Annotated in this window: 18 protein-coding genes; 10 read left to right on the forward strand and 8 right to left on the reverse strand. The window is 42.8% G+C overall.

Features of this window, described 5'->3' with window-relative positions; translation table 11 throughout:
* Positions 1-9: 9 nt before the first annotated feature.
* Positions 10-1,953, reverse strand: coding sequence for a DUF1800 domain-containing protein (locus tag DEO27_RS23370; protein WP_112575734.1), 1,944 nt, complete (start codon positions 1,951-1,953; stop codon positions 10-12).
* Between the two features lie 166 nt (positions 1,954-2,119).
* On the opposite strand from DEO27_RS23370, the gene DEO27_RS23375 reads away from it, so the two are divergent.
* From DEO27_RS23375 to DEO27_RS23400, 6 genes are all read left to right on the forward strand, one after another.
* On the forward strand, positions 2,120-2,491 hold the full coding sequence (locus DEO27_RS23375; protein ID WP_112575733.1) for a hypothetical protein: 372 nt from the start codon (positions 2,120-2,122) through the stop codon (positions 2,489-2,491).
* Positions 2,492-2,638: 147 nt separating this feature from the next.
* Positions 2,639-3,106 (forward strand): response regulator transcription factor, encoded by a 468-nt coding sequence (locus DEO27_RS23380; RefSeq protein WP_112575732.1) that lies wholly within the window; start codon positions 2,639-2,641, stop codon positions 3,104-3,106.
* Positions 3,107-3,217: 111 nt separating this feature from the next.
* Positions 3,218-3,757 (forward strand): DUF4199 domain-containing protein, encoded by a 540-nt coding sequence (locus DEO27_RS23385; protein WP_112575731.1) that lies wholly within the window; start codon positions 3,218-3,220, stop codon positions 3,755-3,757.
* A 164-nt stretch (positions 3,758-3,921) separates the two neighbouring features.
* Positions 3,922-4,821, forward strand: a complete 900-nt coding sequence (locus DEO27_RS23390; RefSeq protein WP_223818033.1) for a LysR substrate-binding domain-containing protein — start codon at positions 3,922-3,924, stop codon at positions 4,819-4,821.
* A gap of 77 nt (positions 4,822-4,898) precedes the next feature.
* On the forward strand, positions 4,899-5,909 hold the full coding sequence (locus DEO27_RS23395) for an NAD(P)/FAD-dependent oxidoreductase (RefSeq protein ID WP_112575730.1): 1,011 nt from the start codon (positions 4,899-4,901) through the stop codon (positions 5,907-5,909).
* Positions 5,910-5,911: 2 nt separating this feature from the next.
* Positions 5,912-6,229 (forward strand): 2Fe-2S iron-sulfur cluster-binding protein, encoded by a 318-nt coding sequence (locus DEO27_RS23400; RefSeq protein ID WP_112575729.1) that lies wholly within the window; start codon positions 5,912-5,914, stop codon positions 6,227-6,229.
* 237 nt (positions 6,230-6,466) lie between these two features.
* On the opposite strand, the gene bshC is transcribed toward DEO27_RS23400, so the two are convergent.
* The 6 genes from bshC to rpmB form a co-directional block, all read right to left on the reverse strand.
* Complete coding sequence (gene bshC / locus DEO27_RS23405) at positions 6,467-8,083, reverse strand: bacillithiol biosynthesis cysteine-adding enzyme BshC (protein ID WP_112575728.1); 1,617 nt, start codon at positions 8,081-8,083, stop codon at positions 6,467-6,469.
* A gap of 132 nt (positions 8,084-8,215) precedes the next feature.
* A complete protein-coding gene (gene rimO / locus DEO27_RS23410; RefSeq protein ID WP_112575727.1) occupies positions 8,216-9,550 on the reverse strand; it encodes a 30S ribosomal protein S12 methylthiotransferase RimO in 1,335 nt (444 codons plus the stop codon).
* Between the two features lie 111 nt (positions 9,551-9,661).
* Complete coding sequence (gene ftsY / locus DEO27_RS23415) at positions 9,662-10,627, reverse strand: signal recognition particle-docking protein FtsY (protein WP_112575726.1); 966 nt, start codon at positions 10,625-10,627, stop codon at positions 9,662-9,664.
* Between the two features lie 194 nt (positions 10,628-10,821).
* Positions 10,822-10,986 (reverse strand): DUF4295 domain-containing protein, encoded by a 165-nt coding sequence (locus DEO27_RS23420; protein ID WP_022830074.1) that lies wholly within the window; start codon positions 10,984-10,986, stop codon positions 10,822-10,824.
* A 95-nt stretch (positions 10,987-11,081) separates the two neighbouring features.
* The gene (gene rpmG / locus DEO27_RS23425) at positions 11,082-11,264 is read right to left on the reverse strand and encodes a 50S ribosomal protein L33 (RefSeq protein ID WP_022830075.1); all 183 of its coding nucleotides are present in this window, start codon (positions 11,262-11,264) and stop codon (positions 11,082-11,084) included.
* 82 nt (positions 11,265-11,346) lie between these two features.
* Positions 11,347-11,580 (reverse strand): 50S ribosomal protein L28, encoded by a 234-nt coding sequence (gene rpmB, locus DEO27_RS23430; RefSeq protein WP_022830076.1) that lies wholly within the window; start codon positions 11,578-11,580, stop codon positions 11,347-11,349.
* A gap of 600 nt (positions 11,581-12,180) precedes the next feature.
* On the opposite strand from rpmB, the gene acs reads away from it, so the two are divergent.
* From acs to DEO27_RS23445, 3 genes are all read left to right on the forward strand, one after another.
* The gene (gene acs / locus DEO27_RS23435; protein ID WP_112575725.1) at positions 12,181-14,082 is read left to right on the forward strand and encodes an acetate--CoA ligase; all 1,902 of its coding nucleotides are present in this window, start codon (positions 12,181-12,183) and stop codon (positions 14,080-14,082) included.
* 152 nt (positions 14,083-14,234) lie between these two features.
* Positions 14,235-14,801 (forward strand): hypothetical protein, encoded by a 567-nt coding sequence (locus tag DEO27_RS23440; protein ID WP_112575724.1) that lies wholly within the window; start codon positions 14,235-14,237, stop codon positions 14,799-14,801.
* A 157-nt stretch (positions 14,802-14,958) separates the two neighbouring features.
* Positions 14,959-15,144 carry a CsbD family protein gene (locus DEO27_RS23445; RefSeq protein ID WP_091208858.1) on the forward strand — a complete coding sequence of 62 codons (186 nt, stop codon included), beginning with the start codon at positions 14,959-14,961 and terminating at the stop codon, positions 15,142-15,144.
* A gap of 30 nt (positions 15,145-15,174) precedes the next feature.
* On the opposite strand, the gene DEO27_RS23450 is transcribed toward DEO27_RS23445, so the two are convergent.
* The gene (locus DEO27_RS23450) at positions 15,175-15,714 is read right to left on the reverse strand and encodes a Uma2 family endonuclease (protein WP_190295205.1); all 540 of its coding nucleotides are present in this window, start codon (positions 15,712-15,714) and stop codon (positions 15,175-15,177) included.
* Between the two features lie 104 nt (positions 15,715-15,818).
* Between DEO27_RS23450 and surE the strand changes: the two genes are divergently transcribed.
* Positions 15,819-16,592: a 5'/3'-nucleotidase SurE gene (gene surE / locus DEO27_RS23455; protein WP_112575722.1), complete on the forward strand. Its 774-nt coding sequence runs from the start codon at positions 15,819-15,821 to the stop codon at positions 16,590-16,592.
* Position 16,593: the final 1 nt, after the last annotated feature.

Below are 16,593 nucleotides of genomic sequence, written 5' to 3' on the forward strand. Positions count from 1 at the left end.
CTCCTGCTGTTAACGCCTTTGATATTCGGGCGAGCCAATGATAACCCCAACCACCTGTGCAAGCATTGAATTATTGCCCGCTGTGCTTTGCATCGCCGTAAAATTATTTTTTCGCTTGCCTTTTAAACCAGCCTGTTGATCCATCATTTCGTTGCTGCTTGCCGGTGCCATAGTTGCAGCAGGAGTTTTGGCACTGGCTTCGTCAACCTTTTCCATGAGTTTTGGATCATTAAGCATTGGGGTAAGCCTTTTGATGGTTTCATCAAGCGGACGCCCCGGCAATATCAGTTTACTATATGTGGTAAGCGCCGCCTGGGCGCTTTCGGGTTCGTGATGGTTATTGAGCGCGGCCAGATCGACCTTTACACCGGGGATTCTGCCTGATGCCAGCGCGAGGCCAAAGTTCATGCGGTTTAACAGCGCGCCGGTATTGATCCAGTACTGGCCTTTATCAGGAAAACCTGTAGGAGCCTGATAATAATAGATTTTTTCGCCCATTTTATTTATCCAGTTAAACAACTGGTAAGGCTGGTTAACGTCGGCATGCAGTGCACGCACCGAACCTATGGCCAGCTCAAACGGCGATTTTGTTTTTTCCCTTACAGCCGCTGCATTCCAAAACTCCGGCGCATCAACCATGGTGATCAATACTTGTTTAATGTCACCGTCTTTACTCATAAAGGTGCGGGCCATTTTATCGATGAGTGTTTGCGGAGGATTATCGCTCACAAAACGGGTGGCTAATTTTTTTGATATAAATTTCGCTGTAGCTTGCTGATGTGCCAGCATAGTAAGCAATTGTACGCCCTCATCATAACCACCACCTGCAGTAAACTGGTGGCCTAAAACTATCTTTTCGCCATTATCATGCTTGTTGGGATTAAACAGAAAATCACCGTCATGTACAAAACCCCGACTTTGCAATTTATCATCACCTACACGGTTCATTAACTTTTGCCCGGCGTTTCCGTAAGCGCCCATCGGATACACCGACCAACCCGTAAGTACTCTTGCCGCCTGGGTAACATCCTGCTGGGTATACCCCCCATCTACCCCAAGGGTGTGCAATTCCATTACCTCGCGGGCGTAATTTTCATTTAGTCCCTGGGCTTTTTTTGCCTTGTTTAACTTAGGCATATTGGCAAAACGCGCGGTATCGGTGCTTTGCATTTGCAGCGCAAGGCGGCGGCGAACCTGACCATTGCCAGCCTGCATATTATCGTTATTGCCCGAGCTGCTGAAATTATCCAGGTAATACAACATGGCCGGCGACTTGGCGGTGGCCAGCAACAGGTCGTTAAATTTCCCTAATGCGTTAGGGCGAATTACATCACGCTCATAAGCGGGAATAAACTGGGAGCAGTCGTTTTTAACAACAGATACATTGAAATGGTTAAACCAGAAACTGGTCATCACTTCCTGCAACTGGTTATTGCTGTAAGCAGCCCTTAATATTTTTTGATTGATGAATTGGCGCAATAACTCCTGCTCGGGTTTCAAGCCATTTTGCTGCATATAGTTTTGCAGCTGATCGCGATAGGCTTTTCTATCAGTTTTTACCGAATCTTTGTTAACAACACCATCCTTTACGGCCATTCGTAAAACCTGGCCACCTTTGGGGTATTGTGCTACAACCTCAGTATTGCTAAGCTTAAGCGCGTCGTATTTATCCAGAAGCTGGTTTAAGGAATCATCAGGCATTTGGGCATCAAGTTGAGCCGCGAACCATTTTTCCGGGCCCATTTTAACTACTTCTTCTACTTCGCCGGGTGTTTCACCGTATGTAAAACGACTTAGTAAATGGGCGGCAGCCTGTTCGGAAGTTAAGCCGGCTTTTTTATAAGGAAACTTCAAATCGGAGTAGGCAGAATAGCCCGGCAAAAAGGCAGTAAATACGGTACACACACACAACAACAAAACAAAGCCACACCAGTACTTAACAGCCTTTTTCATAGTATCCGGGTTATTAATTAAAAAAATTTAATTTACATGCTACAGTATGACCACAAAAAGGCAGCTTGGTTTAATTTAATTGTAAAACAAACTTAAATATTTAGCTATTTAAACTAAAACCCATCTATATTGTCAATAGCTTTAATTATCTGAAAAAATAAGAACCATGAAAAAATTACTGATGATACTGGCCCTGGCCGGCGGACTAAGCTTCACCGCAAGCGCGCAAAAGAAAGTAGAAAAAACACCGGCCCAAAAAGCAGGCAATAAAACCGAGCACCTGGAAAAACATTTGAAACTTACTGCCGATCAAACCAAAAAAGTAAACGCTGTTTTACTGGCACAAGCCACAAGCATTGATAGCCTGAAGAAATTAAAGCAGGACAAAAAGACAAGTCACCTGGCCGATCAGAAGATCAAAAAACAAACTTCCGAAAAGCTCGACAAGATCTTTACCCCTGAGCAGAAAAAGCTTTATGCTGAAATGAAAGCCGAAAAGAAAGCTAAAAAAGACGCGATAAAAAAAGCTGCTCAATAAAAAAGAACATTGATTTTCAGGATTAGGGGATTTCCTTGATGCTATAAACTACTTTTAAAAACGGGATATTCTCCCGTTTTTTTGTTTTTACACTTTTCGGGCTTTGTATAAAATATCCTAATTTTAAGATAAATCGGTTATTACAACATGGCTCCAAACCTGCTGGCAAAAAACAAGCTTACCATACTGTATGGGCTGTGCCTTGCTGTGTTATTACTTTTGCTGAAATGGCTCGAACTAAAACTGGTAATAGTTAACAATGCTTATGAAGTATACATGGGCGCCATTGCCGTATTTTTTACCGCGCTCGGGATCTGGCTGGCATTAAAGCTTACCAAACCCAAAACAGTAATAGTAGAAAAGCAGGTTTATGTAAATAACGGCCCCGAATTTACTGTTAACCAGGCCGAGGTAGAAAAACTGGGCCTCAGCAAACGTGAGCTGGATGTTTTGCAACTGATGGCCGAAGGGCTGAGCAACCAGGAAATTTCAGAGCGATTGTTTGTATCGTTAAATACCATCAAAACCCACTCGGCAAGGGTGTTTGAAAAAATGGAGGTAAAACGCCGTACACAAGCCGTTGAAATGGGCAAACGGCTAAGCATTATCCCTTAACCGGCATCATACTTTGGTACTAAAAACGGCATATTTTTCAAAATCACCCTAAAGTATGAGCCCGAAAAGTTTCTGACAAGTCAAATTTGTGCTATCAAAACATAAAACGATATGAAAAAGAATGTACTTGTTTTTGGGGCAATCTCCGGTTTGATCATTGCCGCAACCGGTGGAATTTCGGGGGCCCTGTGTTATAACAATCCCAATTTTCAGGGCAACATGTGGGTGGGCTACGGCTCCATGCTGCTGGCTTTCTCACTGATATTTGTAGCTATTAAAAACTACCGCGATAAATACAATGAAGGCGTAATCAGTTTCGGCAAAGCTTTTATGATTGGCCTTTATATTGTGCTCATCACATCAACTGTTTATGTAATTGTATGGCTTATCGAGCTCTACAATTTCTATCCCGATTTTATGACTAAATATGTAGCCCATGTTTTAAGGGAAGCCAAAGCCCACGGCGCAACGGATGCCGAACTTAAACAGCAGGAGGCAAGTATGGCCGGTTATGTTAACATGTATAAAAACCCTTTTGGCGTTATTGTGCTTACTTATATGGAGATTTTGCCCGTTGGCCTGGTGATTGCGCTGATAGCAGCTTTAATCCTGAAACGCAAAAACGCCAATCCACAATTAGTTACCAACTAAAGTTCCTATACAGGTTGATGTAATTTTATGTTATTGCTGAGCGAAGCGCGGCAATCGCTTGCTATACAGAGCGGCTGTGCTTCCAAGCAATTGCTTCGTTGTTACAGCAATGACATAAAAATCGGAAGCAATTAATCTCAACTATTTATTCCTAAATTGGCTCAATGATATTTGATTTCAGGTTGAAGGTTTTTTATACAGTTGCGCAGCGGTTGAGCTTTACCAAGGCCGCATCTGAGTTGTTTATTACCCAGCCTGCTGTCACCAAACATATCAAGGAACTTGAACAGCAGCTTAGCGTGCAGCTGTTTAAGCGTAACGGCAATAATATCGCCCTCACTACCGCTGGCAAGATCCTTGAAAAATATGCCGAAAAGATTTTTCAGACTTATACCGAGCTTGAAACCGAACTGGCACAGCTTAACAATTTAGAAGCCGGTACCCTGCACATAGGGGCCAGTACCACCGTAGCCCAAACCATTTTGCCTAAGCTGTTGGCTATGTTCAAAAAAACATACCCTAAGGTCACCTTCAACTTTATCCAGGCCAATACCGACCAAATCTCGCAACTGGTACTTGCCGAAAAAATAGATATCGCTATAGTTGAAGGTGCGGCCCATTCGCCGCAATTATCTTATACCGATTTCATCAAGGACGAAATTGTACTGGTGACCAGCGCTAACAATAAGTTATCCAAAAAAGCCGAGATCTCCCCAAAACAATTACCCGCTATTCCACTGGTTTTAAGAGAAGCAGGATCGGGTACGCTGGATGTTATTTTCAATGCCTTGGCGGCCATACAGATCAATCCCAAAGACCTTAATATAGAGATTCAGCTGGAGAGCAGTATCGCCATAAAACAATACCTTTTATACTCAGAAACAGCTACATTCCTCTCCATCCAATCGGTAGTGAGCGAATTGAAATACAACGAGCTCAGCATTATTGACGTTAAAGGATTGGAGATTTTCCGCACGTTTCAATTTATTCAGCTGCATGGGAAACACAGCAAACTGATTGAATTATTTAAACGTTTTTGCCTCGCCAATTATAACTTAAAGTAATCGCATATTACTTTATATCATTTGATTACCAATAGGTTTAGCTCCAAATTTGAGTGCTGAACAAAAGGCAATCACACATGGAACACATTACTACCGATATCTGCATTATAGGCGCCGGGCCTGTTGGTTTATTTGCCGTTTTTGAAGCCGGACTGCTCAAAATGCGCTGCCATTTAATTGACGTACTGCCGCAGGTTGGCGGTCAGCTTTCTGAAATCTATCCTCATAAACCTATATATGACATTCCGGGTTACCCCGATGTTACCGCACAACAACTGGTAGATAACCTGATGCTGCAGATAGCCCCGTTTCACCCAACCTTCAGTTTAGGAGAACGCGTGGAAAACCTGCAGCGTAATGAGGATGGCTCATACAACATCATCACCAATGATGGTACTGTTGTTCATTGCCAGGTAGTAGTAATTGCCGGCGGACTTGGTTGCTTTGAACCCCGCAAACCGGAAATTGACCGCCTTACAGATTTTGAGGGTAAAGGCGTAGCCTATATGGTTAAAAACCCCGAACATTTCCGAGATAAAAAAGTGGTGTTGGCTGGTGGTGGTGATTCAGCGTTGGATTGGGCCGTTTTCCTGAGCAACGTAGCCGAACGGGTTACACTTGTTCACCGGGGCGATACTTTCCGCGGAGCACCTGACAGTGCGGAGAAAGTATTTGACCTGGCACGGGAAGGTAAGATCGACCTGATCCTGAAATCGAACGTGGTTGCCTTAACGGGCGATGACCGTCTGCGCGAGATCACCCTGCTTGACCGCGACCAACAGGTTAGCCACATTGAGGCCGATCACCTTATTCCACTCTTCGGTCTTAGCCCTAAACTTGGCCCCATCGCCGATTGGGGATTGAACATAGATCGATCAGCCATCGCGGTAAATACAGTTGATTACAGCACCAATATCGAGCGCATCTACGCTATTGGGGATATCAACACCTATCTGGGTAAGCTTAAGCTGATATTGTGCGGCTTCCACGAGAGTGCATTGATGGCGCAAAGTGCCTTCAAATATGTTTTCCCCGAGCAAAAACTGAGTTTTAAATATACCACCGTTTACGGTGTAAGCGCTTTTTAGCCATGATAAATTTAACCATAATTGACCGCGACGGCGGCAGCAGGTCGGTCGAAATACCGGAAGGTATTAACCTGAGCCTGATGGAAGTACTGAAAGCATCTGAGTATGACATCCTGGCTACTTGCGGCGGCATGGCGCTTTGTGCTACCTGCCATGTGCAGGTAATAGAAGGCCCTGAAGAATATTTTACCGCAACTGATACCGAGCTGGATGTATTGGATACCTTACCCTATGCCCCTCCTGCAAGTCGCCTGGCATGTCAGATCAGGATTACCGAAGATATGGACGGGATGGTGTTTAAGCTGGTGGGGGAAGAGTAAAATTTGAAGTCGGAAGTCTTGAGTTCAAAGTCTTAAGTCGGAGTAAAAATCCTTGTGTTTTGTGTGCGAGCCCTGTTGCCGGTTTACTATTTTTCTTTCCGGCAGCGGGGTTTTGTTGCTTTTTTGCCCGTCATTGCGAGGCACGAAGCAATCCCATACTTACAGAGTGGCTTTGCAAATCGCCCTGTACAGTTCGCGATTGCTTCGTGCCTCGCAATGACGTGGTGGAAATGGCTTTTACTTCTCCGTCAGCACCGTAAACTTAAAATCTAATGGTTCAAACAGACGGATAAGCTCATCAATAAAGGTTTGTCCCCATTTTACATACATGAGGCCAAAGTTTTCGGAGCGTTCCTGCAGACTATCCTTCGGGAATAGCTCGGCTTTAACGGCAGTTAATTGCTCTAAACGTACGCTATAATTTCTTTTTTCGGCGCGGATCAGTTTCTTTTCCAGGTTATCCATGGCCTTTTTAAGGCGCGCCTGTACAGCCGCTGCTGATGGAGAAAGTGTAGGATCTATCTTGTAAGCACGCAGCTTTATTTTTTCGAACAAGCTTTCCATTTCGCGCCATTCTTCGGCAATGCTCAGGTTATGATCGCTGTGCTTTTTAATCCAGTAGGTTTGCAGGGCATCACTTTCTTTAAATAAGGAAAGGCTATCTAAATCCATTCGTGATATTTTGGCCGCTTGCTCCTTTTTAATTACCAATGCAGAGTTACGGAGGATCAGGATCGGGAAATCAATTTTATAATGATCAAAGTTCGATTTCAGCTCCAGCCAGTAAACTACTTCGGCACCGCCACCGATATAAGCGATGTTTGGCAAAATACATTCCTGGTATAGTGGGCGCATCACGACGTTAGGGCTAAAACGTTCCGGATATTCGGCTATTTCTTTTTTTAGTTCAGCTTCGGTAAAACTAATCTCGGTATTAAGCACATGATAGCTGTCATTCTCAAAAACTATCCTTTCGCGCAGCTGATCCTTCAGGTAAAAGAAATTGATCTCGCGTGGATTAACCTGGATATGTACACCAAGCTCATGTAGTTTTTGATTGGTTTCGCTGATATTTTTGAAGCTATGCTGACCAATAATATCCTGTTCAATAATTTGCGCGAATTCCTTTTTAAACTCATGGTCATCGGCGTCAATGATCACTAAACCGTATTGGCCAAACAAAGAGTTAACCAGGTATCTTGTAGCATCCGCAAGCTTATCAAATTTGGTGTAGGCTGTTTCAACAATTTCGGCAAGATCGGTCGCGTGGCCTTCCATACCTAAAACACCTTTGTACTGGTTAAGCGCCTGGCGTATGCTCACCGGATCGATACGGCCGGTTGCTCCCGAAGCTTCGTACCACCAGTGTACTTTTTTACCGCCTATATTGGTATAGTTGATCTCGGCAAAGTCGTGGTCTTCGCTGGCCATCCAGTAAACAGGTACAAAGTTTTTATCCGGATGAGCGGCTTTTAATTGCTGCGCCAATTTAATGGCCGTAGCTATTTTATAAAGGAAATACAACGGCCCGGCGAAGATATTTAGCTGGTGCCCGGTTGTAATGGTATAAGTATTGTCCTGCTTTAACAGCTCCAGGTTTTGGGCTGTAAGGGCGGTTGAGTAAGTACATAATTTACCGGGTTCCTTGCCTAAACATTCATATTGTTTAGTTAAAACACGTACCAGAACTTCGCGGTCGGCAACAACCTTTTTGCTTTTCAAAAAATCGGCAAAACCGGCCATATCAGGGCGGTAGCCATAAAAAGGTTGTAGTTCTGGTTTATTGTCGATGTATTCGGCAACTGTGTTTGAAAAGAAACCGGTGTCTTTATAACTTATACAGGATGCGTCCATTTTTCATTTTGGATTTGGGATGTTCGATTTCGGATTTGCCCTAAAACAAAACATCAGCAAATAAAATTAAATGCTGATGTCGAAATTAGATTATAAATCGCAAATCGCTTTACAGCAGACTGCAAATTAACATTATTTTACAATTTGTCCATAAAGGTCAAAGTCCTCGGCGCTGTCTATCTTTACGTTAACAAAGCTGCCAACGGTAGCATAATCAATGCTTGCGTCAATCAAAACTTCATTATCAACCTCAGGCGAATCAAATTCGGTACGGCCAACAAAGTAACCGCCATCCTTTTTGTCAATCAGCACTTTGTAGGTATTGCCGATCTTCTCCTGGTTTTTATCAAAAGATATGCCTTGTTGAATTTCCATAATAGCATCTGCGCGTTCCTGTTTTACTTCTTCAGGCACGTCGTCAACCAAACTATGGGCATGGGTTTTCTCCTCATGTGAGTAAGTGAAACAACCCAGACGGTCAAACTTGGTATCCTCAACCCATTGAGCCATCTCTTCAAAATCTTGCTGGGTTTCGCCCGGATAACCGGTGATCAGCGTAGTACGCATAGCGATACCCGGAACCCTATCACGAATCTCATTTACGATATCAATGGTTTTTTGCTTGGTGATACCGCGGCGCATCGATTTCAGCATATTATCGGTGATGTGCTGCAACGGCATATCCAGGTATTTGCAGATGTTTTCACGCTCGTTCATCACATCCAGGATCTCCATTGGGAAACCTGAAGGATAAGCATACTGCAACCTGATCCATTCAATACCATTCACATCAGACAAACGACGAAGTAATTCATCCAGGTTACGTTTGCCATAAAGGTCGAGACCGTAATAAGTCAGGTCCTGCGCAATCAGGATCAATTCTTTAGTGCCGTTTTTAGCCAGCTTCTTAGCATCCTCAACCAATTGCTCAATAGGTGAGCTCAGGTGTTTACCACGCATCAACGGAATAGCACAAAACGAGCAAGGACGGTTACAGCCTTCAGCAATTTTAAAATAAGCAAAATGTGATGGAGTAGTCAGCAAACGTTCACCAATTAGCTCATGCTTATAATTTGCGCCTACAGTAGCCAGCAGGTTTTGCAGATCGTTGGTGCCAAAATAAGCATCAACATTGGTGATCTCTGCTTCAAGCTCCGGCTTGTAGCGCTCGCTCAGGCAGCCGGTTACAATAACCTTGCCCACCTTACCCTGCTCCTTAAGTTCGCTGTATTGCAGGATGGTATCTATTGATTCCTGTTTAGCATTATCAATAAAGCCACAGGTATTAATTACTATAATATCATTTTTGCCTACCTTCTCGGCCTCATGCACCACATCAAACTGGTTGCCCTTCAACTGGCCCATCAATATTTCCGAATCGTAAATATTTTTCGAACAGCCTAATGTTACCACGTTTACACGGGGTTTAGCTACCTTTTGGGGCTTATCTAATTCTTTCGTCCTCATACGCTATAAAATCGTCATTGCGAGGTACGAAGCAATCCCAAACTATACAGGGCGAACCTGCTTATCGGGGATTGCTTCGTACCTCGCAATGACGTTACTAATTTATTTTCCTTATTGCTTAAATAGCGAATCTACAAACGCCTGCCTGTCAAATAGCTGCAGGTGGTCCATGCCTTCACCTACGCCTATATATTTAACGGGAATTTTAAACTGATCTGATATACCAATTACCACGCCGCCTTTAGCCGTACCATCAAGCTTGGTAAGCGCTAAAGCATTTACATTGGTAGCCTCGGTAAATTGCTTGCATTGTTCAATGGCGTTTTGTCCGGTTGAGGCATCAAGCACCAGCAAAATCTCATGCGGAGCACCGGGGATAACCTTTTGCATCACGTTCTTGATCTTGGTTAGTTCGTTCATCAAACCAACTTTATTGTGCAAACGACCGGCGGTATCTATAATGGCTACATCATCGCCATTGGCCACTGCCGAACGTAGGGTATCGTAAGCAACCGAAGCCGGATCTGAACCCATCGCCTGGGCAACAACTTTTACACCAACACGTTCGCCCCAAAGTTTGATCTGATCAACCGCGGCAGCACGGAAGGTATCGGCAGCACCTAAAACCACCTGATTACCGGCCTGTTTTAATTTGTGGGCCAGCTTCCCAATAGTTGTGGTTTTACCCACACCGTTAACCCCAACAACCATAATTACGTATGGCTTATGATCGCCATATTCAAAATTGCGGAAATCGTTACTGTTATTTTCGGCAAGTAACTGCTGAATTTCATCTTTTAGCAGAGTATTCAGCTCGTTGGTGCTTACGTATTTATCGCGGGCAACGCGGGCCTGGATCCTGTCGATGATTTTGAGGGTAGTGCTTACGCCAACATCGGAGGTAACCAGTACTTCTTCCAAATCATCAAGCACATCATCATTAACGGTTGACTTACCGGCGATGGCTTTGGTGATCTTTGAAAAAAAGTTATCCTTGGTTTTTTCTAAACCGGTATCAAGCGCCTGCTGCTCCTGCTGCGTATTTTCCTTTTTCTTAAAAAAATCAAATAATCCCATGTTACGATGTGCGGATTTTAGATTACAGATGTGCAGATTTTTGTCTGAACCCGAATTTATAGAATTCTAAGAATTTGCAGCCAGAATTGTTTTATTCTGACAATTCAATTAATTCGTTTAATTCCGGTTCTGGCATAACAAAAAAAGCCCTCTCGTAAAAACAAGACGGCTTTAATATTTTAATCAAAGAGTGATTATATAGTTTTACCAGCAATTGCATCCTTAACTAAATCGTTAGGGACAATTTGGGTTTTGAATGAATAAGCACCAGTTTTAGGTGATTTATTCATAGTGATCACTTTTGAATATTCTTTGCCTTTACCTGCTACTTTCAGGGTTGCAACTACTTTCTTTGCCATTTCTTGTTAATTTTTTGAATTAGTGAATGATTTAATTAGCAAGTTAATTGTTGTTAGCATGTTAACCTAATCAACCAATCAACTTCATCAACCAATTATTTTATCTCTTTGTGAACAGTTACTTTCCTCAAAACAGGGTTGAATTTTTTCAACTCTAATCTTTCGGTAGTGTTTTTCTTGTTCTTAGTGGTGATATAGCGAGACATGCCTGGCATACCGCTTGTTTTGTGTTCGGTGCACTCTAAAATCACCTGAACCCTGTTGCCTTTTTTTGCCATTTTATTTTTATGTTGTACGTGTCACCTCACGGCTTACGTAATTTTTCAATTTTATTATACTGCTAAACTTGAAAGTCAACTACTAAATGTAGCCTTTTTTAACAAATTTATTAATGCAGGCGGTAATACCGTTTTTGCTGATAGTTTTCACAGCAGAAGTAGATACCTTTAAGGTAATCCATTTATCTTCTTCAGGAATATAAAACTTTTTAAGTTTCAAGTTAGGATGAAATCTGCGTTTTGTTTTAACGTTTGAGTTTGAAACGTTGTTACCTACAATAGATCCTTTTCCTGTTAGATCACAAATTCTTGACATGACAAATATTTTTAATTATCAACCCTTTATCCAAAAAGAGTTTGCAAATATCAGACTTTTAAATCAAATATTCAACAGTGATTTGAAAAATTTTTAAAAAAGATTTATAACCATGCAGAACGCCTATCTATTTAGCTAATAACAGGTTATTTTTAATTGCTATCAGTAATAAAACAAGGCAGGTTCGTTGCCTGAACCGCAATTTATAGAATTTGATGAATTGCCAGAATGCTAAGAAGCTGTTTAAAACGATAAATAAAACTGCTATATCACGTTCGTCATTGTGAGGTACGAAGCAATGACGGCTTCTATATATTTTAAAACAGCCTCTAACCCAAAGCCACCTCACGCTGCGGGCTTTCCACTACAATCCCTAACGCGGCCTTCACACAAACCTGAAAAAAATCATAAACCCCAAGCCTGCCATTCGTCCAATAATTACTTTTTAAAAAAATTTAAAAAGCTATGATTTTAGTTTATTCATAGCACATAAATTATTAAATTACGCCCACCATTTAAACCCGTATGAAAGCGTTATAAGCTAAAATAAACAAACAATTGGGCACGTAACAGCTTCATCAACCAAACACCAACCAACCGATGAAAATTACATCATTTGAAGAGTACAAAAAAGTTTACCAGCAAAGTGTTGAGCAACCTGAGCAATTCTGGGCCGGCATTGCCGATAATTTTTTATGGCAAAAAAAGTGGGACACTGTACTCGACTGGAACTTTAAGGAGCCTAAAATCAAATGGTTCCAGGGGGCAAAACTCAACATTACCGAAAACTGCCTTGATCGCCATCTCGAAACCCTGGGTGATAAACCGGCTATCATATGGGAACCCAACGATCCGGAAGAAGATCATCGTATATTAACGTATCGCCAACTGCACGATAAAGTTTGCCAGTTTGCCAACGTACTTAAAAACAATGGCGCAAAAAAAGGCGATCGTATTTGTATATATATGCCAATGATCCCCGAACTGGCTATTGCTGTTTTGGCTTGTGCGCGCATCGGCGCTATCCACTCGGTGGTGTTTGGCGGCTTTTCGGCCCAATCAATTGCCGATAGGATCAATGATGCCGAATGTAATATCGTGATCACCTGCGACGGCGGCAAGCGTGGCAATAAAGAAGTACCGCTTAAAACCGTTATTGATGACGCGTTGGTGCAATGCCGTTCGGTTAAAAAAGTAATTGTACTTACCCGCAGCCGTACGCCGGTATCCATGATCAAAGGCCGTGATGTTTGGTGGGAAGATGAGATCAAGAAAGTTGAAACGCAGGGTAACCCAAGCTGTCCTGCCGAGGTGATGAATGCTGAGGATATGCTGTTTATCCTGTACACATCAGGCTCAACCGGTAAACCTAAAGGCGTGGTACATACCTGCGGCGGCTACATGGTTTATGCCGGTTATACCTTTGCCAACGTGTTCCAATACAACCAGGGCGAGGTTTATTTTTGCACCGCTGATATCGGCTGGATCACCGGCCACTCTTATATTGTGTATGGTCCGCTTTCGCAAGGAGCTACCACATTGATGTTTGAGGGTATTCCAACTTATCCGGATTGCGGCCGTTTCTGGGAAATTGTAGATAAGTTTAAAGTAAACATATTATATACCGCGCCAACAGCTATTCGCTCATTGATGAGTTTCGGGCTGGATCAGGTTAAGAACAAAGATCTCAGCTCACTTAAAAAATTAGGCTCAGTAGGTGAGCCTATCAATGAGGAAGCATGGCACTGGTTTGACGATAACATCGGCAAAAACCGCTGCCCTATTGTTGATACCTGGTGGCAAACCGAAAATGGTGGCATCATGATCTCTCCTATAGCAGGCATTACCCCTACCAAGCCAGGTTATGCTACATTGCCTTTACCGGGCGTACAACCGGTTTTGGTTGATGAAAACGGAAAAGTAATTGAAGGTAATGGCGTTAGCGGAAACCTTTGTATCAAATTCCCATGGCCAGGCATGCTGCGTACCACTTATGGCGATCACGAGCGTTGCCGTACCACCTACTTTGCTACATACGAAAACATGTACTTTACCGGCGATGGTTGCCTCCGCGATGAGGATGGCTACTACCGCATTACCGGCCGTGTGGATGACGTATTAAACGTATCCGGCCACCGTATAGGCACGGCTGAAGTAGAGAATGCCATCAATATGCATAGCAGTGTAGTTGAATCGGCCGTAGTTGGTTATCCGCATGATATTAAAGGGCAAGGCGTTTATGCCTATGTGGTTAGTCCGGATAAACATGGCGATGAAGAGATTACCCGCAAGGATATTATCATGACGGTATCACGTATTATTGGCCCGATAGCTAAACCGGATAAGATCCAGTTTGTAACCGGCCTGCCAAAAACCCGTTCGGGAAAAATCATGCGCCGTATCCTGCGTAAGATAGCCGAGGGTGATACTTCAAACCTGGGCGATACCAGCACGCTGCTTGATCCATCTGTAGTTGATGAGATTAAGGCAGGGGCTTTGTAAATTAATAACGTTAAGCACTATATTTAAAAAAAACGTCATTGCGAGGTACGAAGCAATCCCCAATAAGCAGGTCCGCTCTGTATAGTTTGGGATTGCTTCGTTCCTCGCAATGACGTTCTCTGTTCAACCTTTTCAATGATTAGATATTAAAAATGAATGAGGCAGGAAGCCAGGAACAAAGAATCAAGACAGGAAAATCCCTTTCCCTTCTTGGCTCTTTAATCTTGATTTCCTGCTTCTTTTTTTCCGGAAAGTACAATCTCGATTTCTTTACCACCCACAATCAGTTTTACCTGTGCGATTCGGCTTTTACCGGCACTACAGGTGATACAACTTTCTGGAACAGCGATGCCCAAAACGCTCGCCTTGGTACTACCGAAGATATTATCGGCATAAAAACTGCCAGTTATGGCCACATCAAGGCCGAACTTGATGTACTCAATACTCCTGACCCCGAAAAAGATTTTAGCAAATACGATCACGTTGTTGAAGGCAGCGTAAAATTAAGTTCGGGCATCATGGAGATCCTGAACTTCCCGGATACCAAAATCATCCTGAAAGCTATTGTTACCCCAAGTCGATACAGGGTACGTATTTACTCCTATTCCATTAAAAATGTAAACCCCGAAGAAGATGAGGGGACCGATCATTATAAGATCACCCTTTGGCCGGGAGAGGATAAGGGAAGGAAAGTATTGAAGACTTTTAAGGGAGAATAGCTTGCTACTTAACTGGAGTCCCAAACTTGTTTCTTGACTCTTGACTCTCGATTTCTTGGCTCCTGACTCTTGATTTCCTGACTCTTGATTTCTCGTATCTCTTCAAAACCATCCTCCCTCCCATCCGTTACTCTAATACATCTAAATAAAAAACATCATGGATAAATTAGAAATAAAAGGCGGCTGGAATGAGTTAAAAGGCAAAATCAAACAAGCTTACGGCGATCTGACAGACGACGACCTGACCTGGCAGGAAGGGAAAGACGATGAAACACTTGGCAAACTCCAACAAAAAACGGGCAAAACCCGTGATGAGCTGGTGAAGTGGATAAACAGTTTATAAAATTTGAAAAGCTCCGGAAACGGGGCTTTTTTATTGAAAAAGTTTAGATACCTCAATATCAAAACCAGGCAACAGTAAAGATTTAAGCACCCCACCCAGCTGTGCCTTTTGCCCAAGAATATAGGCCCCATCTTTCAACATATACAAATCGGCATTCTGTTGAATAGGATCTATGATGATGTATTCTTTTACACCGTATTTTTCGTAGATATCTTTTTTGGGACGAAGATCATAGTATGCATTTTTCTCCCACAAAATCTCTACTACTAAATCTGGTGCTCCATAGATATAATCTTTCAGAATGTCCCGTCGCTCTTTAGCAATATAAATAAAATCAGGCTGATAAGAGTTTTTATCGTCCAATATCACTTCTATCGGACCAATTAGATAGATACCTCTGTTTTGTATTTTATCTTCATAATTTATTATGGCGGCAACAAAATTCCCGAAAGCAATTTGATGAGGAACCGTTCTTGAAGGCCAGTCAATAAGAAAACCATTTATGTACTGATATGGAGCCCCGATTGGCATTGCCATATATTCATCAAGGGTAATCTTTTTATCCGCCATTATCATATTTAAATTTAACCAAAAACTATTTGTTTCCAATTATTCACATTTACGCCTAAACTATTATTACCAACTACATTGTTGAGGATTGTTAACTTTGCCTGATGAAAGTTACCAAACCCACCATACTTGTAGTAAATGACGATGGCATTACCGCGCCGGGCATCAAAGCCCTGATGGATGCCATGGCCGAAATTGGCCGTGTTGTAGTAGTTGCTCCAGACAGTCCGCAATCGGGCATGGGGCATGCCATTACCATTGGCAAACCACTGCGGCTTGACCAGGTTGACATTTATGAAGGTATTGAAATGTACCGCTGCTCGGGCACCCCGGTTGATTGCGTAAAGCTTGCGGTTAACAAGATTTTTAAAGGCCAAAAGCCGGATCTTTGCGTTTCGGGTATCAATCATGGCTTGAATAACTCCATTAATGTGCTTTACTCGGGTACGATGTCGGCGGCTGTTGAGGGGGCTATTGAAGGTATTCCATCAATTGGTTTTTCGTTAGATGATTATACATTACAGGCCGATTTTGAACCCTGCATCAAGTTTGTAAAAGAATTGGCCTTACAGGTACTGGCCAATGGCTTACCGCAGGCCAGCTTGTTAAACGTAAACTTCCCGAATACCAAAAATATTAAAGGCATTAAAATTTGCAGACAGGCAGCCGCAAAATGGGCCGAAGAATTTGATGAGCGTGTTGATCCGCATAAAAGGCCTTATTACTGGCTTACCGGTGTCTTTCAACTTAATGATGGCGGCGAGGATACCGATGTTTGGGCGTTAGAACAAGGTTATGCTTCGGTTGTGCCTGTACAGTTTGATATGACGGCCCACCACGTTATCCCTTACTTAAACAACTGGAAGTTCAACATATAAT

The sequence above is a fragment of the Mucilaginibacter rubeus genome, assembly GCF_003286415.2.
Taxonomy (GTDB): Bacteria; Bacteroidota; Bacteroidia; order Sphingobacteriales; family Sphingobacteriaceae; genus Mucilaginibacter; species Mucilaginibacter rubeus_A.

Bases quoted from the DNA above. Each gene is read 5' to 3' on its own strand.
- DEO27_RS23370 (WP_112575734.1), bottom strand. From the start codon at position 1,953: ATGAAAAAGGCTGTTAAGTACTGGTGTGGCTTTGTTTTGTTGTTGTGT.
- DEO27_RS23375 (WP_112575733.1), top strand. From the start codon at position 2,120: ATGAAAAAATTACTGATGATACTGGCCCTGGCCGGCGGACTAAGCTTC.
- DEO27_RS23380 (WP_112575732.1), top strand. From the start codon at position 2,639: ATGGCTCCAAACCTGCTGGCAAAAAACAAGCTTACCATACTGTATGGG.
- DEO27_RS23385 (WP_112575731.1), top strand. From the start codon at position 3,218: ATGAAAAAGAATGTACTTGTTTTTGGGGCAATCTCCGGTTTGATCATT.
- DEO27_RS23390 (WP_223818033.1), top strand. From the start codon at position 3,922: ATGATATTTGATTTCAGGTTGAAGGTTTTTTATACAGTTGCGCAGCGG.
- DEO27_RS23395 (WP_112575730.1), top strand. From the start codon at position 4,899: ATGGAACACATTACTACCGATATCTGCATTATAGGCGCCGGGCCTGTT.
- DEO27_RS23400 (WP_112575729.1), top strand. From the start codon at position 5,912: ATGATAAATTTAACCATAATTGACCGCGACGGCGGCAGCAGGTCGGTC.
- bshC (WP_112575728.1), bottom strand. From the start codon at position 8,083: ATGGACGCATCCTGTATAAGTTATAAAGACACCGGTTTCTTTTCAAAC.
- rimO (WP_112575727.1), bottom strand. From the start codon at position 9,550: ATGAGGACGAAAGAATTAGATAAGCCCCAAAAGGTAGCTAAACCCCGT.
- ftsY (WP_112575726.1), bottom strand. From the start codon at position 10,627: ATGGGATTATTTGATTTTTTTAAGAAAAAGGAAAATACGCAGCAGGAG.
- DEO27_RS23420 (WP_022830074.1), bottom strand. From the start codon at position 10,986: ATGGCAAAGAAAGTAGTTGCAACCCTGAAAGTAGCAGGTAAAGGCAAA.
- rpmG (WP_022830075.1), bottom strand. From the start codon at position 11,264: ATGGCAAAAAAAGGCAACAGGGTTCAGGTGATTTTAGAGTGCACCGAA.
- rpmB (WP_022830076.1), bottom strand. From the start codon at position 11,580: ATGTCAAGAATTTGTGATCTAACAGGAAAAGGATCTATTGTAGGTAAC.
- acs (WP_112575725.1), top strand. From the start codon at position 12,181: ATGAAAATTACATCATTTGAAGAGTACAAAAAAGTTTACCAGCAAAGT.
- DEO27_RS23440 (WP_112575724.1), top strand. From the start codon at position 14,235: ATGAATGAGGCAGGAAGCCAGGAACAAAGAATCAAGACAGGAAAATCC.
- DEO27_RS23445 (WP_091208858.1), top strand. From the start codon at position 14,959: ATGGATAAATTAGAAATAAAAGGCGGCTGGAATGAGTTAAAAGGCAAA.
- DEO27_RS23450 (WP_190295205.1), bottom strand. From the start codon at position 15,714: ATGGCGGATAAAAAGATTACCCTTGATGAATATATGGCAATGCCAATC.
- surE (WP_112575722.1), top strand. From the start codon at position 15,819: ATGAAAGTTACCAAACCCACCATACTTGTAGTAAATGACGATGGCATT.